This is a genomic window from Paracoccus sp. UBA889, assembly GCA_002294185.1.
Lineage (GTDB): Bacteria > Pseudomonadota > Alphaproteobacteria > Rhodobacterales > Rhodobacteraceae > Paracoccus.
In genome coordinates, this window is the sequence record DBFD01000005.1 from 34190 (window position 1) to 53423 (window position 19234).

15 protein-coding genes and 1 other annotated feature are annotated in these 19234 nt (G+C 67.9%); of the genes, 2 read left to right on the forward strand and 13 right to left on the reverse strand.

Annotated features, from left to right (window positions below; translation table 11 throughout):
• Nucleotides 1-100: 100 nt before the first annotated feature.
• From B4L36_RS00575 to B4L36_RS00585, 3 genes are read right to left on the reverse strand one after another with little or no spacing between them, the layout of a single operon-like run.
• The gene (locus B4L36_RS00575; RefSeq protein ID WP_292950810.1) at nucleotides 101-961 is read right to left on the reverse strand and encodes an alpha/beta hydrolase family esterase; all 861 of its coding nucleotides are present in this window, start codon (nucleotides 959-961) and stop codon (nucleotides 101-103) included.
• On the reverse strand, nucleotides 958-2271 hold the full coding sequence (locus tag B4L36_RS00580; RefSeq protein ID WP_292950812.1) for an OpgC family protein: 1314 nt from the start codon (nucleotides 2269-2271) through the stop codon (nucleotides 958-960). Before B4L36_RS00580 ends, B4L36_RS00575 begins: the two co-directional genes overlap by 4 nt.
• 49 nt (nucleotides 2272-2320) lie before the next feature.
• Nucleotides 2321-3658, reverse strand: a complete 1338-nt coding sequence (locus B4L36_RS00585) for a tetratricopeptide repeat protein (RefSeq protein WP_292950878.1) — start codon at nucleotides 3656-3658, stop codon at nucleotides 2321-2323.
• A gap of 190 nt (nucleotides 3659-3848) precedes the next feature.
• On the opposite strand from B4L36_RS00585, the gene B4L36_RS00590 reads away from it, so the two are divergent.
• Nucleotides 3849-4997 (forward strand): YeeE/YedE family protein, encoded by a 1149-nt coding sequence (locus B4L36_RS00590; RefSeq protein WP_292950814.1) that lies wholly within the window; start codon nucleotides 3849-3851, stop codon nucleotides 4995-4997.
• Here B4L36_RS00590 and B4L36_RS00595 read toward each other — a convergent pair.
• The 7 genes from B4L36_RS00595 to trpS all read right to left on the reverse strand — a co-directional run bounded on the left by B4L36_RS00595 (nucleotide 4979) and on the right by trpS (nucleotide 12783).
• Nucleotides 4979-6592, reverse strand: a complete 1614-nt coding sequence (locus B4L36_RS00595) for a thiamine pyrophosphate-binding protein (protein ID WP_292950816.1) — start codon at nucleotides 6590-6592, stop codon at nucleotides 4979-4981. The two genes, B4L36_RS00590 and B4L36_RS00595, sit on opposite strands and share 19 nt — an antisense overlap.
• Nucleotides 6589-7839: a CaiB/BaiF CoA transferase family protein gene (locus tag B4L36_RS00600; protein ID WP_292950818.1), complete on the reverse strand. Its 1251-nt coding sequence runs from the start codon at nucleotides 7837-7839 to the stop codon at nucleotides 6589-6591. Before B4L36_RS00600 ends, B4L36_RS00595 begins: the two co-directional genes overlap by 4 nt.
• Before the next feature lie 44 nt (nucleotides 7840-7883).
• Complete coding sequence (locus B4L36_RS00605) at nucleotides 7884-8399, reverse strand: hypothetical protein (protein ID WP_292950820.1); 516 nt, start codon at nucleotides 8397-8399, stop codon at nucleotides 7884-7886.
• Between the two features lie 46 nt (nucleotides 8400-8445).
• A complete protein-coding gene (locus tag B4L36_RS00610) occupies nucleotides 8446-8967 on the reverse strand; it encodes a YHS domain-containing (seleno)protein (protein ID WP_292950879.1) in 522 nt (173 codons plus the stop codon).
• Between the two features lie 202 nt (nucleotides 8968-9169).
• Entirely contained in the window at nucleotides 9170-10024 is an 855-nt protein-coding gene (locus tag B4L36_RS00615; protein ID WP_292950822.1) for a universal stress protein, read from the reverse strand.
• A gap of 13 nt (nucleotides 10025-10037) precedes the next feature.
• A complete protein-coding gene (locus B4L36_RS00620) occupies nucleotides 10038-11528 on the reverse strand; it encodes a SulP family inorganic anion transporter (protein WP_292950881.1) in 1491 nt (496 codons plus the stop codon).
• Nucleotides 11529-11595: 67 nt separating this feature from the next.
• Nucleotides 11596-11651: a sequence feature (sul1 is cis-regulatory element that is thought to sense ions involved in sulfur or methionine metabolism; They are found in Alphaproteobacteria), on the reverse strand.
• A gap of 97 nt (nucleotides 11652-11748) precedes the next feature.
• The gene (trpS, locus tag B4L36_RS00625; RefSeq protein ID WP_292950824.1) at nucleotides 11749-12783 is read right to left on the reverse strand and encodes a tryptophan--tRNA ligase; all 1035 of its coding nucleotides are present in this window, start codon (nucleotides 12781-12783) and stop codon (nucleotides 11749-11751) included.
• Between the two features lie 75 nt (nucleotides 12784-12858).
• Between trpS and B4L36_RS00630 the strand changes: the two genes are divergently transcribed.
• Nucleotides 12859-13560, forward strand: coding sequence for a rhomboid family intramembrane serine protease (locus B4L36_RS00630; protein WP_292950826.1), 702 nt, complete (start codon nucleotides 12859-12861; stop codon nucleotides 13558-13560).
• 45 nt (nucleotides 13561-13605) lie between these two features.
• On the opposite strand, the gene murJ is transcribed toward B4L36_RS00630, so the two are convergent.
• From murJ to B4L36_RS00645, 3 genes are read right to left on the reverse strand one after another with little or no spacing between them, the layout of a single operon-like run.
• Nucleotides 13606-15138 (reverse strand): murein biosynthesis integral membrane protein MurJ, encoded by a 1533-nt coding sequence (gene murJ, locus B4L36_RS00635; RefSeq protein WP_292950828.1) that lies wholly within the window; start codon nucleotides 15136-15138, stop codon nucleotides 13606-13608.
• Between the two features lie 3 nt (nucleotides 15139-15141).
• On the reverse strand, nucleotides 15142-17928 hold the full coding sequence (locus B4L36_RS00640; protein ID WP_414692120.1) for a [protein-PII] uridylyltransferase: 2787 nt from the start codon (nucleotides 17926-17928) through the stop codon (nucleotides 15142-15144).
• Entirely contained in the window at nucleotides 17928-19142 is a 1215-nt protein-coding gene (locus B4L36_RS00645) for a penicillin-binding protein activator (protein WP_414692119.1), read from the reverse strand. Before B4L36_RS00645 ends, B4L36_RS00640 begins: the two co-directional genes overlap by 1 nt.
• Between the last annotated feature and the right edge of the window lie 92 nt (nucleotides 19143-19234).

Consider the following 19234-nt stretch of genomic DNA (forward strand, 5'->3'; position numbering starts at 1 on the left):
CAGGATCGGTTGCCACGGCATCCAGGCAGGCACCGGCACGACATCCGGCGACGGCATCGGCTGGTCCGTCCTGTCCGCCCGCGCGATCAGGGCCGGTCGGTCACGGCCCGGCCTCGAACCAGTCCAGCATCGCCGTCGCCCAGCCCTTCGGCACCACATGGCCGCCCGGATGCAGCGCGAGGACCAGCGATGCGCCGGGCGCGCAATCGCTCCACCGCCGGATCTGGAACGACGGATCGCCCGCGAAACCGTCGGGCTGGCTGCGCGGGCAGCGGTTCGCCGCGCGCCAGATCGCCATGGCGGCGAAGACATCGCCCTGCACCGCCGTGCCGCCACCGACCGCGCGACCCTCCAGCGGGACGGTGCCGTCGCGCCAGCCATGGGTGTGGAACAGCCGCACCGGACCGGCGCAGGCGCGCGGCATCGGTCGCCAGAAACTGCCGCCGACCGGGGCATAGGCGGCGAAACTGCCGGGCGTGTCGCAGGCCACGTAACTGACCATCGAGCCGCCGACCGAAAATCCCGCGAGAACCATCCGCGCCCGGTTCAGGCCCTGGCGGCGGGCGGCATCGTTGGCCACGGCGCGCAGGAACGCGCCCTCGTCACGGCCAGCCGCGCGCCCCTGGCGCGGAAACAGCCATTGCCGCCCGTCGCGCCCCTCGCGCGGGCTGCCATCCGGGGCGATCACCGCATAGCCACGCCCGGTCAGCTCGCGAACCACCCCGGACATGGCCAGGATCCCGGATCCGTCACTGCCCCAGCCATGCAGCATCACCACCGCCGGCCAGCCACCGGGCGGCGCCTCGCCCCCGGGCAGGACCAGATGATAGCTGCCTGAAACCGCGCCCGCCTGAACCTGGCAGGCCGCCTTCCGGTCGGCGCATCCGGCCCGCGCCAGACCCGGCAGCGCCAGCGCCAGCATCACCAGCGAAATCAGCAGCCCGATCTGCCGCCGGATCATGGCCGCGCCGCCGCGATAGCGGCGCCGGCGCCATGCCCGCCGGCCTGAACCCTGGCCGGCGCGGTCTTCCCCGCCGGCTGCCGCCAGGGCTGCCGCTTCAGATAGCCGACGAAATAGGCGATGGCGGTGATGATCGCGGCCCCCAGCAGGTTGACCAGCGCCACGCTGGCCAGGTTCCGGCCCAGAAGATCCAGCATCACCCCCAGCAGCCGCGCCAGCACCATCGACGACATGAACACCGCCAGCGATTGCTGCCCGACCTTGCGCACGACGCCGACGATCCCGTTTCGGAACCGCCCGCCAGACAGCCTTGCGCCGCCCGGCCCGGCCGCGATCCAGGCCAGATAGGCCAGCGCCAGGAAATGGACATAGCGCAGCAGCCCGAAATGGGTCTTGTCGATCAGGATTTTCCACTCGTCGCGCCACTCGCGCACGAAATCCGAGACGCCGATGATCCGGAACCAGGCAAAGGGAACCGTCGCCACGATCACAACGATGGCCAGCGCGATCAGCCAGCCCCTGACAGGCGGCGCGGGCAGCCAGCCCGACATGAAGGCAAAGCCGGTAAAGAACACGAGCTGCCAGGCGAAGGGGTCAAAGAACCATTGCCGGTCGCTGGGGGGCTGGAACCACAATTCCGCCGGCAGTCCGACCCCCTTGAGCGAACCCGCCATCCACAGCGCCACCGAGGCCGCCATTGCCAGCGCGACGTGAATCCGCGCCAGCCCGATGATCACGGGGATCAGCGCCAGAATGACCAGATACATCGGCAGGATGTCGAAGTAATTGGGCACATAGGTCAGCGTCAGCAACCCGACCAGATTCGGCCCCGGATCGTTCAGGAACGGATAAAGGTTCAGCGCGCCGACGTAATCCCTTTCGAACCAGCCGGTCATGTTCAGCGCCACCATGCAGAACAGCGTGACCACGAAAACCCCGATATGGGCCCAATAGACCTGCCAGACCCGGTGTGCGACACGCAATGCGCCCAGTGCCATCCCGGCCCGGGCGAAAACCGCGCCGAAGGCCATGGCCGAGGCCATGCCCGACGAGAAGACAAAGATCTCGGTCGCGTCCGAAAAGCCGAAACGGGCGGGAATCCACAGGGTCCAGGGATTGCCGGGGATATGGGCGATCAGGATGATATACATCCCGAGGCCGCGAAAGAAATCCAGCCGTGGATCGCGCGCCCTGGCCGGCGTGCCGGACAGGGCCAGCGCCTGCGAACGGTCGGCATCGGCGGAACCCGCGGACGGGGTGGCGGGCCGGGCGGCGGGCTGGATGGCAGCGGCAGGCGGCGGGGCGGTCATGGTCGGGATTCTCCGTCGGATGTCGGATGGCCGGGCGGCGGCGGCGCGGTCAGACCGCCCGTTCGCGCGCGGCGTTCAGCAGATCCAGCCTGCGCCGGGTATAGCCATCCTCGAAGCCTCCGCGCAATCGGCGGCGTTCGTGCAGCATCTGTTCGGCCGCATCCGGATAGCCGCCCAGAAGCGCCGATTCGATCGTCAGCCGGGTGAACACGTCGCGCTGCGCATGGCTGCCGCCGATCCGTTGCAATTCCGGCGCGGCGCCGCGCAGGTTCAGCCAGGCGCGTGCGTAGCTGCCGCTGCCGAAGGCCTGGAGGCCGGCCGCGATCCGCTGCCCCGGATCGGCAAGAATCGCCGCCGCCTCGCCCTCGCTCGCACGGGCGCTGGCCATGCGCGCGACCAGCCCGGCCGCGGCCTCGTCGCGCCCGCCGCCGATCAGCGACAGCAGATAATGCAGGTCGGCGAAGGCCAGGCTGCCATCGCTGGAACGTTTTTCGGACAGATCGGCCAGTTCGTCCCAGCGGCGGCCGACATCGACGCCCTCGATCTCCAGCCGCGACAGCAGCGAGGCCGCGTTCGAGATGTCGCGGTAATCGTCGGTCCGCTCGGACCGGACCTCGCGGTCGTACAGATCCAGCGCGGCGTCGAAATCGCCCAGATCCAGATACATCAGCGCCCGGTGCCACCAGACATGGAAGCGGAAATTGTTGCAATGCGCCCAGGACGATTCGCGTCCCGTCAGCCAATCCAGCCCCTCGCGCGCGCGTCCCGTGCTGTCATGGACATGGGCCACCGCGTGCAGCCCCCAGGCATCGTCCGGAGCCAGGTCCACCCCGTGCTTTCCGGCCGCCTCGGCGGCGGCGTATTCGCCGGTCTCTTCCAGCGTGAAGGCATGGCAGCCCAGCAGATAGCCGCGCGCCGGGTGATCTTCCCAGTGTGGCAGCACCGCCTCGACCGAGCGGCGCATCGCCTGCGGGCGGCCCATGATGAAATGGATCGCGTGGACCAGCTTCATCGCCAGCGCGTCGCGCGGATGGTCGTCCAGGATCTGCTGGACCCGCGCGGCGGCGGCCGAGGGCCGGCCCGACAGCCAAAGTTCCAGCGCCGCGACATAGCCCGCCTCGCGCGGGGTCGGCGGGCGGCGTCGGGCGGCGGTCCGCGCCCGCGCCATTGCCTCGTGGGCGGTCTGCGTCATCTCGGCACGGCCCAGCATCAGGCAGGACAGGCCCCGGATCGCCTGGGCCAGCGCAAAGTCGCCGTCGGCCGCGATTACCGCGTTCAGATCGTCTCCGGTGGCGGCTGAATGGGACAGGATGCCGCGGATCACGCGATCCCACAGCGGCACCAGCCGCGCGTCGGTCGTGACGTCCATTCCCGACAGGTCCGTCATCGATGCCATGCTGGCCTCCTGTGATCAAAATCGCGCGTGGCTGGCGCCTGAGGCCCGGCAACCCCTTTGCATGACACCGCATCCGGGGTTCTATACGAACACCGCCGCCGGAATGTTACAGTTTTTGTCATACAGGGGGCGAACCACTTGCGGACGGCGGCAAGAAGCCGCCCCCCGGGGGACAGGCGCCATGCCCAACAAGACCCCACTTCTGCTGTCCATCCTGGCGCTGGCCGCGCTGCTGGCTTCGCAGGCGATGATGGGGCGGGCCGCGGGCATGGGCGCGGCGCTGGCCGGGTTTCTGGGCGGCTTTGCCTTCTATCACGCAGCCTTCGGCTTTGCCGGAGGCTGGCGGCGCTGTCTGACACAGGGCGACGGCAGCGGCGTCCGCGCGCAGGTGCTGCTTCTGGCGCTGATCCTGCCGGTCAGCCTGACGCTGATTGCCCTCGGCGGCGCCTCGGGCTGGGTCGTGCCGGTCGGGGTCGGGTTCCTGGCGGGGGCCGCGATCTTCGGCATCGGCATGGCGCTGGCGGGCAGCTGCGCCTCGGGGACCCTGTTTGTGGCGGGGGGCGGCAATACGCGGATGCTCGTGACTCTGGCCTTCTTCATCGCCGGATCGCTGCTGGGCACCGCCCATGTGCCGTTCTGGCTGTCGCTGCCGCGCCTGCCGGCATTGTCGCTGCCGGCAACCTTCGGCACCCCCGGCGCCATTGCCATCAGCCTGGGCCTTTGCGCCGCGCTGGCCTGGCTCAGCCGCCTGCCCGAGCGCAGCCGCCCCATCCCGGCGTCACGGTCCGTGCCGCCGTTCCGCCTGCTGCGAGGCCCCTGGCCGGCCTGGTTCGGGGCGCTGGTCCTGGCCATCGCGGCCCTGGGCATGTTTCTGAGCCTGCACCGGCCCTGGGGCGTGACCGAGGCTTTCGCGCTGTGGGGGGCCAAGATCTATCAGGCCCTGGGGTTTTCGGTCGCGGACTGGCCCTATTGGTCGGGCGGGCGGCGCGCGCAGCTGACGCAGCCGGTGCTGGCCCATGCCACATCGGTCACCAATCTCGCATTGATCGCGGGGGCGATGGCGGCGGCCTCGCTGGCGGGGCGGTTCCGTCCGGTCTGGACCGTCTCGGGGCGGGAGGTCGCCACCGCGGCACTGGGCGGGCTGGCGATGGGCTATGGTGCGCGGTTGTCCTCGGGCTGCAATATCGGCGCGCTGATGGGCGGCGTCACCTCGGGCAGCCTGCATGGCTGGGTTTGGGCGGTGGCGGCCTTTGCGGGCTATGCGCTGATGCTGCGATGGCGGCTGCCGGGCAGGCGGGGCGATGCGCGGGTTCAGAACGCGCCGTCATAGGCGCGCGGCCCGATCCGCAGCGCCAGCAGGCTGAAATGGTCGCGGTCCAGCGCGGCGCGGGTCTGGACCTCCAGCGTGTCTTCGTCCTCGATCCAGGCGCCATGGCCGCCAAAGGCACGGGCCAGCGCCGGAAAATCGGTCCGGCCCGCGAAATCGACGCCCAGATTGCCGCGCTGGCTGGCGCGCTGTTTCATCTCGATCAGCGACAGGCTGCCATCGACCAGCACGCACAGGATCACCGGCAGGCCCAGATCGCGCAGGCTGGCCAGGTCGCCGGCGCCCATCTCCAGCCCGCCATCGCCCAGGATCGCCAGAACCGGCGTATCCGGCCGGCCCAGTTTCGCCCCCGCCGCCAGCGGCAGCGCGCAGGCCATGGTGCAAAGCGCGCTGGATTGCAGCATCAGCCGCGGCGCCGGACAGGTCCAGATCTGGCTGGCGAGAATCCGGTGCGCGCCCGAATCCGCCGTCACCACCGTTTCGGGTGGCAGCAGCTGCCGCAGCCTTTGGAACGCCCGATGCGGCCCCCAGCCCGGCGGCGGATCGAAGGCGCGCTCCAGCGCCCTGCGCGCCTGTCCCGGCGCCCCGTCAGGCCAGCGTGGCGTGGCCACGTCGTGGCGCAGCGCGGCCAGCGTCGGTGCGATGGCACCGATCAGCAATTCGTCGATGCGGTGCATCCCGTGGCCGCGCGCGACCGGGGTGATCTCGATCGCGGTCTGGTCGGGCCGCCAGGGGTCGCGCCAGCCGGCCCGCATCTCGATCGGGTCATAGCCGGCCATCACGATCACATCGGCCTGTGCGATCAGCGGCATCAGCACCCGGTCGGCGCGCGGCGACAGCCCGGCCCCGCCCAGCGACAGCGGATCGGCCTCGTCCATCAGGCCCTTGCCCTTGTAGCTGGTGATCAGCGGCACGCCGTGGGCGCGGCAGAAATCGGCAATGGTCGGGCCCGCGCCTTCGTTCACCGCATCGACCCCGGCGATCATCAGCGGCCGCATCGCCCCCGCCAGCGCAGCCTGCGCCCGCGCCAGCGAGGATGCATCCGGCAGGCCGGGGCGGGCGGGCGGAATCGTTGCGGCTCGGGCCTCGTCGCCGGGGTTCTCGGCCACGCCGATGGGCACATCGACATGAACCGGGCCGGGCTGGCCGCTGGTCGCGATGGCGATGGCCTTGGCGATCACCGCGCCCACCGCACCCTGATGCAGGCGAAAGCTGGCCTTGACCACCGGACGCAGCAGCGCCTGATGATCGAGGACCTGATGGGTATAGCTTTCGGCCTCGGCGGCATCGACGCAGCCGGTCAGAACGATCAGCGGCACCCGGTCCTGCATCGCGTTGGCGATGACATTGACCGCATTGGCGACCCCGGGCCCCAGGGTCGCCACCAGCACCGGCAGATCGCCGGTCATGTGCCAATGCCCCTCGGCGAAGAAGCCGCCGGCATTCTCGTGCCGGACCAGCGTGAAGCCCACGCCCGCGCGGTCCAGCGCCTCGATCAGGGCCAGGACCTCGCCGCCCGGCACGCCGAAGGCGCGGCTGGCGCCCGCCCCGGCCAGGGCCGCGCCGATGATGTCGGCGCCTGTCGCGGGTCCGGTCACGGCGCTGATGCGGGCGAGGGCAGCCCGATCGCCCCGGACGCTTCCAGATCGCGCAGTTCCTCGGCGTCCAGATCCAGATGCCGGCCCAGAACCTCGGCCGTGTGCTGGCCCAACAGCGGCGGTGCGTTGCCATAGCGGACCGGCGTGTCGCTGAATTTCAGCGGATTGCCGATCAGCTCGACCGCGCCGGCGCCCGCCAGCGGATGCGGCAGGCTGATGCGCATCTCGCGCGCGGCAACCTGCGGACCTTCGAAGACCTGCCGCAGGTCGTTCACCGGCCCGCAGGGCACGCCGATCGACGCCATCCTGTCCAGCCAGTCGGCCCGGCTGCGGATCCGGGTCAGCGCCTCGATCCGCGGAATCAGCTGGTCGCGATGGGTCACGCGGGCGGTGTTGGTGGCAAAGCGCGGATCCTCGGCCATGGCGGGATCGCCCGCCTCGGCGGCAAAGCGGCGGAACTGCGCGTCATTGCCCACCGCCAGGATGAAATCCCCGTCAGAAGCCGGAAAGCTGCCATAGGGCACGATGGTCGGATGGTCGTTGCCGCGCCGCGGCGGCACCTTTCCGTCGGTCAGATAGCCGACGCCCTGGTTGATCAGCCAGGCCACCTGCGTGTCGAACAGGCTCAGGTCGATATGCTGGCCGCGCCCGGTGCGGTGGCGGGCCTGCAAGGCCGCCAGAATGCCGCTGAGCGCATACATGCCGCACATCACATCGGCCACGCCGACGCCCACCTTCAGTGGCCGGCCATCGGCCTCGCCGGTCAGGCTCATGATCCCGGCCTCGCCCTGGATCAGGAAATCGTATCCCGCCCGCGCCGCGTTCGGCCCGGTCTGGCCGAAGCCGGTGATGGAACAATAGATCAGCCGTGGATTGCGCCGCGACAGGCTGGCGAAATCCAGCCCGTAGCGCGCCGTGTCGCCGGTCTTGAGGTTCTCGACCAGGATGTCGGCGCGTTCGGCCAGCCGCCCGATCAGCGCCTGGCCCTCGGGCGTGGCGATGTCGATGGCGACCGATTGCTTGCCGCGATTGGCGCAAAGGTAATAGGCGCTTTCGCCGGTTGCCGTGCCATCCGCGCCGGTGACGAAGGGCGGACCCCATTTGCGGGTGTCATCACCCATGCCGGGGCGTTCGATCTTGATCACCTCGGCGCCCAGATCGGCCAGCGCCTGAGTGGCCGTCGGCCCCGCCAGGATCCGCGACATGTCCAGAACCGTGATCCCGTCCAGCGGAGCTTCAGACGACATCGGCAGATCTCCCCCACCCTGATGGCGGCATCCGCGCGGCCCGTTCAGGCCCGCTGCATCAGCCGCATCACCGCAACCAGCACGATGCCGTAAAGGACGTGGCCGACCAGCGCAACCCAGGTGATCCCGGTGAAGTTCAGGAAGAAGGGCAGCCCGGCAATCGCGGTGATGCCGCCGATGGCAAAGACCCACAGCCCGAATCCGTAGACGGCCGAGGCCAGCAGCGCCCCGCCCCGGCCGCCGGTGACGGCGTTCCAGACCGGGCGGAACACGAACAGCCAGCCGATCGGATAGCCCAGCAGTCCGACGCCGTAGAAATGCACGAAATATCCCGCGAAATCGCCATTGGGCAGGCCCAGACGGCCCAGCAGGCTTTTGGCCAGCCCGTGCGGCGACAACGCCGCCAGACCCAGTCCCGGACTGATCAATTGGCCCCACAGGTCGAAGGCCATGGTGGCCACCACGCCCGCGATCATCATCATCCCCAGGGTGCGGGCGTTCAGCGGCGGCCAACCGGTTCCGGTGTCGCCGGTGACGGTCTGGATGTCGGGCATGGTCATGGTCTTGTCCTTTCCTGTGCTGCGCTGCGAAGGGCGCGGACAGCGGTTACCGACCTGCCTGCGGCTCATCGGGGGTGAAATCGGGTATCGCGCGGTCCGAGGCTTTCGCGGGCTCGATCGCCGGCCAGTTTTCCTCGGCGATGGCGATGTTGCCGGGGATGTCCGCCTGCCAGAGCCCGGCGACGTCCGGGGTGATGTTCAGATACAGCCTGTCATCGACGATGCGCCACAGATCGGGGTTGCCCGGAACCTTGTTGCCCCTGGCGACGCCATAGGCGCAATGTCCGTCATATCGGGGCGCGTAGCGGGCCGGGTCGGTCAGGAACCGGTCGCGGTTGGCGGCTGTGGCAAAGGCGAAGACGGCACCGTTGTATTCGGCGGTGATGTCGCGGCGCCCTGGCACGGCCCGGGGCTGGGGCCGGCCCGCCGGCACCTGTTCCAGATCGCGGTAGGCCACGACATCATAGCCCGAAACGGCAAGTCCCGTCGCGTCCACATATTGCTCGCCGGCAAGGGCCGCCGCCGGCTTCAGCATCAGGGGCGTCAGCATCAGGACCAGCGCGGCCATCAGATGGATCGGTTTCATGCGGCACCTCCGGAATGGCGCGGTCGCTTTCGCCGACCGCCATATCCGCCATTACGCGGGCCGGACCCCGGACGTTACGGCACGCGACGGCGCTTTTTCGAAGGACAGGCGGATTGCGCAGCAAATCCCGCGCTGTCGCGCAGAAGATCTGCATTCTCGGACACGGCTCTGGAAAGCGCCCGCATCAGCGGTAGAGCACGACGGGCACCTTGCACGATCGGATCATCTGGGTGGTGGTCGAGCCGATCATCAGGCTGCGGATGCGGCTGTGGCCATAGGCGCCCATGACCAGCAGATCGAATTCCTCATCGGCGATGATCTGCGGCAATGCGGTTTCGGGCTCGCCCCGGACGAAGCGCGCCTCGGCCTTCCGGCCCGCGTCTTCCAGCACGGCCTGAGCAGCCTCGATCCGGGCCTGGGCGGCGGGGCCGGGTTCGGACACCGTGATCAGGCTGATCGCCAGGTCGCGATACAGCGGACTGTCGGCGACATGGCGGACAGCCTTCATCGCCGAATCGCCGCCGTCGAAGGCGATTATCGTGCGGGCGATGGGTCGGAAGGCGCGCGAGGCAACCAGAACCGGCTTGCGGCTGACCCGCGCGATCCGTTCCAGATTCGAGCCCAGGTGACCCTTGGCGAAATCCGCCGCCACACCGCGCTTGCCGATGACGATGGCGCGGGCCTCGGGCTCCAGCTTGGCGACGGTTTCGATCAGGTCGCCGTGCAGCAGGCGGGTCCGGACCTCGGTCGCGCCACTCTGGCGGGCCAGTTCGGCCGCATCCTCCAGCATGGCCCGGCCCTGCCGCGTCGCCAGTTTCGACCGCTGCGCATCCAGTTCGGCCAGTTCCTCGAGCAGCCGGGTCCGCGCACCCAGCCGGATCGCGCCGGACAGATCCTGCGGAACGGCCCCCTCGCGGCGGCCAAGGACGTGCAGCAGGTCCACCGGCGCGCCGGTCCGGGCCGAAACCCAGGCCGCATGTTCGCAGACCGAGGCCGCATAGCTCGAGCCGTCGATCAGCGCCACGATCGGGTTGGTCATCGGAAGCGTCTCCTCAATGTGCGGCCAGCTTGTCCATCGCGCCGGGCTTGTCGTGGATCGCCAGCTTGTCGACGATGGTCTCGGACGCCCGGTTCAGCCCGACCAGATCGACCTCGGCCCCGTCACGGCGAAATTTCAGGATCGCCATGTCCAGCGCCTGGACCGAACTGATGTCCCAGATATGGGCGCGGCTGACGTCGATCACCACCCGGTCCAGAGCCTCGTGGAAATCGAAGGCCGCCATGAAATCCTCGACCGAGCCGTAGAAAAGCTGACCCTCGATCTTGTAGACCCGCTTGCGTCCGTCGGCCGAGATCGTCGAGGACACGCGGAACAATTGCGCGATCTTGGCGGCAAAGAAGATGCCCGACAGCAACACGCCGACCAGCACGCCGATGGCGAGGTTGTGGGTGTAGACGACCGTGGCCACCGTCGCCAGCATCACGGCCGAGGATGACCTGGGATGGGTGCCCAGGTTGCGGATCGACGACCACGAGAAGGTGCCGATCGACACCATGATCATGATCGCGACCAGCGCCGGCATCGGAATCCGGCTGACCAGATCGCCAAGGCCGGTGACCAGGATCAGCAGGAATACGCCGGCGACGAAACATGACAGCCGCCCGCGCCCGCCCGATTTCACGTTGATCATCGACTGCCCGATCATCGCGCAGCCCGCCATGCCGCCGATGAAGCCGGTCGCGGTGTTGGCAAGCCCCTGACCGATACATTCCTGATTGCGGTTGGACCGGGTGTCGGTCAGCTCGTCCACCAGATTCTGCGTCATCAGGCTTTCCAGCAGCCCGACCACCGCGACGGCGACCGAATAGGGCAGGATGATTCGCAGCGTTTCCACGTTCAGCGGCACGTCCGGCAGCAGGAAGACCGGCAGCGTGTCGGGAAGAGCGCCCATGTCGCCGACGGTCCGCACCTCCCATCCGAAGATCAGGCTCAACCCGGTCAGCACGATGATCGTGACCAGCGGCGAGGGGATCGCGCGCGTGATGAGCGGGAACAGGTAGATGATCGCCAGCCCCGCTGCGACCAGCGGAAAGGTCGGCCAGGGCACCTGGCGCGGGTCCAGTTCAGGCAGTTGCGCCAGAAAGATCAGGATCGCCAGCGCGTTGACAAATCCTGTCATCACCGATTTCGACACATAGCGCATGACGAAACCCAGTTTCAAAGCCCCGCAACCGATCTGTATCAGACCGGCCAGAACCGTCGCGGCAAGAAGATATTGCAACCCGTGGTCGCGGACCAGCGTCACCATCAGCACCGCCGTGGCCGCCGTTGCCGCCGAGATCATGCCGGGCCGCCCGCCCGCGATTGCGGTGATCACCGCGATCGAGAAGCTGGCATAGAGCCCGACCTTGGGATCCACGCCCGCGATGATCGAGAAGGCGATCGCCTCGGGGATCAGGGCCAGCGCGACGACCAGACCCGAAAGCAGGTCGGCGCGGACATTGCCGGTCCACTGGCGTTTGTAGGTATCGAATGAGAACATGAAATATCTGTCCATGACCGGGCCGGTCCCCCGAACCGGCCTCGGCGCGATCCTGTCTGTCGGTTCATGTTGTCCGGCGGATCAGCGGCCGGAAGAGCCACCCGGAATTGCGCCGGGTCCATGCGATGAGCGCGTGATAGGCGCAATCCCTCCCGGATCGCAACCCCGTGATCCGAAATTGCACGGGGAATGTGGCCGGTTTCCCGGTCCCGGACCGTCTTCAGGGCCGGCTGCGCAGCAGGCCCATGATCTGCTTGGTCTTCTCGAGGATCGGGGTCGCGACCGTGTCCGCGCGCAGCGCGCCATCCCCAAGGATGCGGTCGATTTCGGCCGGGTCGTCCATGTATTCGGTCATCTTCGCGGTGATCGGGGACAGGGCCGAGACCGCGATGTCGGCCAGCGCCGGCTTGAATGCGCCAAAGCCCTGGCCCTCGAAGCGGGCCAGAACCTGATCGGGGGTCTCATCGGCCAGCGCGGCATAGATGTTGACCAGATTGCGCGCCTCGGGGCGGTCCTTCAGCCCGTCGATGGCGCCCGGCAGCGGGTCGGCATCGGTGCGGGCCTTGCGGATCTTCTGGGCGATGGTGTCGGCATCGTCGGTCAGGTTGATCCGGCTGGCATCCGAGGGGTCGGATTTCGACATCTTTCTGGACCCGTCACGCAGCGACATGACACGGGTCGCCACCCCCTCGATCAGCGGTTCGGTGATCGGAAAATGACCGACGCCGTAATCATGGTTGAACTTGGCGGCGATGTCGCGGGTCAGTTCCAGATGCTGCTTCTGATCCTCGCCGACCGGCACGGCGGTTGCCTGATAGGTCAGGATATCGGCCGCCATCAAAGCCGGATAGGCCAGCAGTCCGAGGCTGGCGTTTTCGCTGTTCTTGCCTGCCTTGTCCTTGAACTGGGTCATCCGATACATCCAGCCGACGCGAGCCACTGTGTTGAAAAGCCATGCCATTTCGGCATGGGCGCTGACCTGGCTCTGATTGAACAGGATCGATTGCGCGGGATCGACGCCCGATGCCATGAAAGCGGCGGCGGCCTCGCGGATGCGGGCGCGCAGCATTTGCGGATCCTGCCAGACGGTGATCGCGTGCAGGTCGACGATGCAATAGACCGTCTCGGCGCCCTGTCCCTGCAGGGCGGCAAAGCGTTTCAGCGCGCCCAGATAGTTTCCCAGCGTCAGCCCGCCCGAGGGCTGGATGCCCGAGAAGATGCGCGGCGTAAAGCCCGGATTGATCGGATCGCTCATGTCTGGCCTGCTTGGATTTTCCGTGGCGCTGGCTTAGCTGTTGGCCGCGACAAGAGCAACCGAGAAGGAAATCCGATGCGCGAGGGACTGACCGAATCGCCGCTGAATCCGCTGCCGATGGCGGTCTGGCTGCTGGCGCTGCCCATCATCGCCAGCGAGGCCGTTTTCGGGCTGGGCCGGATCGGGCTGATCGGCGGGGCGCAGGGCGTGGGATTGCGGCTGGCGGGAATGCAGCTTTCGGCCTATGCGCCCGAGATGGTGCAGCGGATGTGGGATATGGGCGCGATCGACTGGGCCCAGATCTACCGGCTGTTCAGCTATTCCTTCGTCAATGCCTCTTTCACGCAGTCGCTGTTCGTGCTGGCCTTCACGCTGGCGCTTGGCAACCTGGTGGCGCGTCAGTTCAGGCCCACGGCCCTGATCATGCTGTTCTTCGGATCGGCGGCGGGCGGCGCGCTGGTCTATACCGTGGCGATGGCCGCGCTGCCGGGGCGCGCGGTGCCGCTGATCGGGGGCTATCCGGCGGTCTACGGGCTGGTCGGGGCCTTCACCTTCCTGCTGTGGGCGCGGCTGGCCGCGGCCAATGCGAACCGGATGCGTGCCTTCACGCTGATCGGGATGCTGCTGCTGTTCCAGCTGGTCTTCGGGATGGTCTTCGGCGGCACGGGCTATGGCTGGATCGCCGAGATCGCGGGTTTCGCCGTTGGCTTCGGTCTCAGCTTTCTGCTGGTCGATGGCGGCGTTGCGCGAGCCATCCGGCAGATCCGCCAGCGATAGCATCCGGGCGGCCGCCCCGAAAGGCCGCGGCGGGATCGCGACAGATCAGCGGCCGCGTCTGACGGCGGTCCCGAGATCGCCGAGGCGGTAGGCGCGGGTGAGGAAGGCCAGCGAGAAATAGATCGCGGCGCCGCCGAAGACGAGAATGGCGAGGCCGGGAATGCGCGCCATCCCGGACGCGGCCAGCCAGTCGCGGATCAGCCAGAGGGCCATCGCCATCAGCGCAGAGGCCAGCACGATCCGGGGCGCGGTCCGGCGCAGGCGGGCATCGGCGCGGGCGGCCTGTCCCATCGCGCGGGTGCCCCACCAGAGCTGCGCAACCATGACCCAGGCTGCAACGGTGGTGCCAAGCGCCGCCGCGATGAAGCCCAGCGGCTGCATCAGGCCAAAGGCGACGGCGGCGTTCACCACCATCGACCACAGCGCGAAGCGGAAAGGCGTGCGGGTATCCTCGCGCGCGAAATACAGCGGTTGCAGGATTTTCTGCAGCACGAAGGCAGGCAGGCCGAGCGCATAGACGACCAGCGCCTTCGCGGTCTGCGCGGTGTCGAATGCGGTGAACTGGCCACGCTCGAACAGGGCCGCCACCATCGGCTGGGCGATGACGGCGATCGCGAAGGCGGCAGGCAGGGTCAGGAACAGGCCGAATTCGGTGGCCCGGCTGTAGGCGGACTGGCCGCCGGCGTGGTCGCCGGCCCGCAGGCGCCGGGCCAGTTCGGGCAGCAGGACGACGGCGACGGCGGCGCCGACGACGCCCAGGGGCAGTTGATAGAGGCGGTCGGAATAGGACAGCCAGCCGATCGCGCCGTCAAAGCGCGAGCCGACCTGCCGACCGATCAGCAGGTTCAGTTGCACGACGCCCCCTGCGAAGGCGGCCGGCAGCGCCACGGCCAGCAGGCGGCGCATGTCGGGCGAAAGGCGCGGCCGGCGGGGCAGAAAGGTCCAGCCGGTGCGATGCGCGTCCCACCAGACCAGCGCCAGTTGCGAGATGCCGGTGACCGGCGTGGCCCAGGCCAGCGTCAGCCCCAGATCCCAGCCGCGCCAGCGCCCCAGACCCATCGCCGCGATGAAAAGCAGGTTCAGCAGCACGGGGGCTGCCGCCGCGGCGGTGAAGCGGCCATTGGCGTTCAGCACGCCCGAAACCATGGACGCCATGGAAATCAGCAGGATATAGGGGAAAGTTATCCTGCCGTATTCAACGGCCAGCGCAAAACGTTCGTCGCCCTGAAAGCCCGAAGCCATCAGCCAGACCAGCACCGGCATGAAGATCATTGCCACAGCCGAAAGGATCAGCACGGTCACGAACAGGCCTGAAAACGCCTCGGAGGCGAAGCGCAGCGCGTCGCGGCGATTGTCGAGCTTCTTGGAAAAGATCGGCACGAAGGCGGTGTTGAACGCGCCCTCCGCGAAGAAGCGGCGGAACATGTTGGGCAACGACAGCGCGATCAGGAAAGCCTCGGCCACGGGCCCGGTGCCCAGCCACGCCGCCATCAGGATGTCGCGCACGAAGCCCGAGACGCGCGAGACGAAGGTCCAGATTCCCACCGACAGGAATCCGCGCACCAAACCGGATTTCATGATCTATGCCTCTGCCCGTCTTGTCCCGTCGGCGATGGCCTTGCGCAGTTTCTTCTCGAGCGCAAGGCGTTTGCCATCGCCGTGCAGTTTCAGGCCGAACATGTCCTTGACGTAGAAACTGTCCACGACCTGCGCGCCATAGGTCGCGATCACGGCGCTGACGATCTGGATGTGGTTGGAGGCCAGCGTCCGGGTCAGGTCATAGAGCAGGCCGGGACGGTCGCGGGTATCGACCTCGACGATGGTATAGATGTCGCTGCCTTCGTTGTCGAAGGTGATATGGGTCGGGAACCGGAATTCGCGGTTGCGCTTCTTGGGCTTGTCGCGTTCGGCGAAGGCCTCGCGCGCCACGATCTCTCCGCCCAGCGTGCGCAGGATTGTCTGGCGCAGGCGCGGCAGGCGATCCTCGGCAAAGGGATGGCCATCGGCATCCTGCACCCAGAACACCGCGGTCGCGTAGCCGTCGCGCGTGGTATAGGTGCGCGCGTCCACGACATTGGCGCCCATCAGCGTCAGCGCCCCGCAGAGCCGCGAGAAGATGCCTGGATGATCGGCCAGAACAAAGGCCGCGCGGGTGGCGTCGCGGTCATGATCGGCGCGCAGGTCGGTCCTGATCTCGTCCGCGTCTATGCCGCTCAGCAATTCCGCAAAGACCGCCTGCGTCTCGGAGGGCAGGCCGGGCCAGTAATTGTCGTAGTGGCGCGCGATCTCGGCCCGGATCGCGCGGGCCTCCCAGCCCTTGGCGATCAGCAGGTGGCGCAGGGATCGCTTGGCCTCGTTCTGGCGCTTGTCACGGTTCAGTTCTTCCAGGCCGTTATCCAGCGCCGTGGCGGTTTCGGTATGCAGCTTGCGCAGCAATACCGCCTTCCAGTTGTTCCAGACGCCCGGCCCGACGCCGCGAATGTCGCAGACGGTCAGCACCAGCAACATGTCCAGCCGCCGGCGTGTCTTCACCGCCTTGGCAAAATCGCGCAACGTGCGGGGGTCGGAAATATCGCGTTTCTGCGCCACGTCCGACATCAGCAGGTGATTGCGCACCAGCCATTCGACATTGTCGATATCGTCCTGGGAAAAGCCGAAGCGGCTGGCCACGCGGCGGGCGAGGCGGGCGCCCAGGATCGAGTGATCCTCGGGGCGGCCCTTGCCGATGTCGTGCAGCAGCGTCGCCAGATACAGGACGCGGCGGTTGATGCCCGAATCCATGATCGCGTGGGACAGCGGCAGGTCTTCGGGATGTTCGCCGCGCTCGATCTCGGCCAGGGCGGCGACGCATTGGATCGAATGTTCGTCAACGGTGTAGTGATGATAGTGGTTGAACTGCATCATCGCCACCACCGGCTCGAATTCCGGAATGAAGGCTGCCAGCACGCCCAGCTCGTTCATGCGGCGCAGCGCGCGTTCGGGATTGCCGTGGCGGATCAGCAATTCCATGAACAGTCGGATCGCCTCGGGATCCTGGCGCATCCTGTCGTCGATCCGGTCCAGGTTGGCGGCGATCAGGCGCATCGCATCGGGGTGGATCAGGATGCCGGTGCGCAACGCCTCTTCGAAGAGACGCAGGATGTTGAGCGGATCGGCGAGAAAGCCCGCCTCGTCCTGGATGGCCAGACGGCCAAGCTGATCGACGAAGCCCGCCTTCAGCTTGCGCCGGCGGCGGAAGATGCGGCCCAGGATCGGCGCGCTGCGCACATGGCGGGATTCAAGTTCGGTCAGGAAGACGCGGGTCAGTTCGCCGACGCGGGTGGCGTGGCGGAAGTAATCCTGCATGAAATATTCGACTCCGCGCCGGGCCTGGGTGTCGTGATATCCCATGCGTCGCGCCACCTCGACCTGCATGTCGAAGGACAGCATGTCAACGGGGCGTCCCGCGATCAGATGCAGATGGCAGCGCGCGGCCCAGAGAAAATCCTCGGCCTGCCAGAAGGACAGGTGCTCTTCGCGGGTGAAGACACCCAGATCGACCAGTTCCACGGCGCGATCGACGCGGTGGATGTATTTCGCGATCCAGTAAAGCGTTTGCAGATCGCGCAGGCCGCCCTTGCCCTCCTTGACATTGGGTTCCAGGACATAGCGCTGCCCACCCTGCCGCTGATGGCGTTGGGCGCGTTCCTCCAGCTTGGCCTCGACGAATTCGGGAACCGATTTCGCGAACAGATCCGACCACAGCCGCTGACGCAATTCCTCGGCCAGCGGCGCGTGGCCGGTGACGAGACGATGTTCGACCAGGGAGGTGCGGATCGTCATGTCGGCGGCGCCGAGGCGCAGGCAATCGTCCACGCTGCGGATCGAATGCCCGATCTTCAGCTTCAGATCCCACAACATGTAAAGCATGGATTCGACCACGCTTTCGGCCCAGGCGGTGATCTTGTAGGGCGTCAGGAACAGCAGATCGACATCCGAGAACGGCGCCATCTCGGCCCGCCCGTAGCCGCCGACGGCCAGAACGGCCAGACGCTCGCCCTCCGATGCGTTGCGGACCGGGTGCAGATAGCCGGTGGCGATGTGGTGCACGATGGTGACGATGCCATCCGTCAGGCTGGCGATGGCGCGCACGGTTTCGCGGGCGGCGCGGGGATGGCTGGCGAATCCGGCCTCGATATCGGCCATGGCGGCGGCGCGGGCACCGGCGAGAAGATCGACCGTGACCGCCCGGATCCGGCGCGGCTCGCCGATCCCGTCCAGCGCCCGGTGCAGGTCGGGCAGAAAGGCGTCGGGGTCGAAAACCGCATGCGCCCCGGGCAGGGCGGGGGCGCTTTGCACGATCGGGCCGGTCGCGGCGGCGGCCAAGATCAGAACCCGTATCCGCCGAAGCCGCGCGGTGCGGGATCGAGGATCACCACCTGATTGCCGCGCAGCGTCGCCACGGCAAGCGCGCGTTGCGAGGTGCCGTTGCCGCGCAGGCGGAAGACGCCGCCGACGCCGGAAAATCCCGAACGCTGTGTCAGTCCGGTCGTGGTCAGCGCATTGCGCCTGCCCGTGCGGACCAGCGAGGCAATGGCGGCCACGCCGTCATAGCCAAGACCGGCCAGTTCGTGCGGCGCCTCGCCATAGGCGGCACGATAACGTGCGTCGAATTGCGTCTTCAGGCCCTGATCGGGGATCGCGAACCAGCCGTTCTGAAGCTGCGGCAGGCCGACGCGCGACGGCGGCTGGTCCCAGCGGGTCAGGCCCATCATTTGCGTGACCGGCGAACGGATGCCCGAGGCGGCCAGTTTTTCCGTCAGATAGGGCAGCACGGCCTGATTGTTGGCGGTCATGAAGACCGCCTCCACCCGCCCCGACTGCGCCGCGGCGGCGATCTGCGGGATCACCGCGTCGATGCCGCTGACCGAGACGGGGTGGTTGGTGCGCCCCGCGAGGCGCGCACCGTTGCGGGCGATGGCGGTCTCGATGGCGCGGCCGCCAAGCTGGCCCGCGACGTCATCTTCGGCCACGACATAGATGTTGCGCTTGCCCTGACGGACGCCATAGCCGACCAGCCGGTCGGCAACATTGGCGAAACTGTTGCCCAGAATGAAGACGTTGCCGCCGGCGATTTCCGCATTGTTCGAGAAGGACAGCACGTTGATGTTGCGATCGCGCATGGCGTTGCCGACGGCGTTGGCGGCCTCGGCGAACAGCGGGCCGACGATGATCTGGGCGCCGGCATCGGCGGCGGCATTGGCCTGCTGGACGGCCCGTTCGGTGCTGCCCCCGGTGTCATAGACGCGCAGGTCGATGGCCGCACCCTGCGCGTCCGATGCGGCCATGCGCGCCGCGTTCTTCAGGCTTCGCGACAGCCATTCCAGATTGTCCGATCCGCTGCCGGCAGGTGTCAGAAGGGCGACGCGCACGGGCTGTCCCGGTTCGATCAGCGGCCCGATGGCGGGGCCGGTCGCGACATCGTTGTCACGGCCTCCGGTCGGCTCGCAGGCGGCAAGGACAAGGGCCGACAGCATCGCGGCTCCGGCTGTGAACAGGCGGCGCAGTCCGGTGGCGGGCCGGGTTGTGGCGGATGCAAACATGTGGAACCTCCCTGCTTTGTGTTTGTCGTCGCGACGAGTTGCGGGCAGCCTAGGTCCAACCGGATCGCTTGGCAATCAGCCCGACCGCGTCA

What these genes read in the sequence shown, in the direction of transcription:
- B4L36_RS00605 (WP_292950820.1), bottom strand. Translation starts at nt 8,399, where the DNA reads ATGACCATGCCCGACATCCAGACCGTCACCGGCGACACCGGAACCGGT.
- B4L36_RS00620 (WP_292950881.1), bottom strand. Translation starts at nt 11,528, where the DNA reads ATGTTCTCATTCGATACCTACAAACGCCAGTGGACCGGCAATGTCCGC.
- B4L36_RS00615 (WP_292950822.1), bottom strand. Translation starts at nt 10,024, where the DNA reads ATGACCAACCCGATCGTGGCGCTGATCGACGGCTCGAGCTATGCGGCC.
- B4L36_RS00600 (WP_292950818.1), bottom strand. Translation starts at nt 7,839, where the DNA reads ATGTCGTCTGAAGCTCCGCTGGACGGGATCACGGTTCTGGACATGTCG.
- B4L36_RS00630 (WP_292950826.1), top strand. Translation starts at nt 12,859, where the DNA reads ATGCGCGAGGGACTGACCGAATCGCCGCTGAATCCGCTGCCGATGGCG.
- B4L36_RS00590 (WP_292950814.1), top strand. Translation starts at nt 3,849, where the DNA reads ATGCCCAACAAGACCCCACTTCTGCTGTCCATCCTGGCGCTGGCCGCG.
- trpS (WP_292950824.1), bottom strand. Translation starts at nt 12,783, where the DNA reads ATGAGCGATCCGATCAATCCGGGCTTTACGCCGCGCATCTTCTCGGGC.
- B4L36_RS00585 (WP_292950878.1), bottom strand. Translation starts at nt 3,658, where the DNA reads ATGACGGACCTGTCGGGAATGGACGTCACGACCGACGCGCGGCTGGTG.
- B4L36_RS00580 (WP_292950812.1), bottom strand. Translation starts at nt 2,271, where the DNA reads ATGACCGCCCCGCCGCCTGCCGCTGCCATCCAGCCCGCCGCCCGGCCC.
- B4L36_RS00575 (WP_292950810.1), bottom strand. Translation starts at nt 961, where the DNA reads ATGATCCGGCGGCAGATCGGGCTGCTGATTTCGCTGGTGATGCTGGCG.
- B4L36_RS00645 (WP_414692119.1), bottom strand. Translation starts at nt 19,142, where the DNA reads ATGTTTGCATCCGCCACAACCCGGCCCGCCACCGGACTGCGCCGCCTG.
- B4L36_RS00610 (WP_292950879.1), bottom strand. Translation starts at nt 8,967, where the DNA reads ATGGCCGCGCTGGTCCTGATGCTGACGCCCCTGATGCTGAAGCCGGCG.
- murJ (WP_292950828.1), bottom strand. Translation starts at nt 15,138, where the DNA reads ATGAAATCCGGTTTGGTGCGCGGATTCCTGTCGGTGGGAATCTGGACC.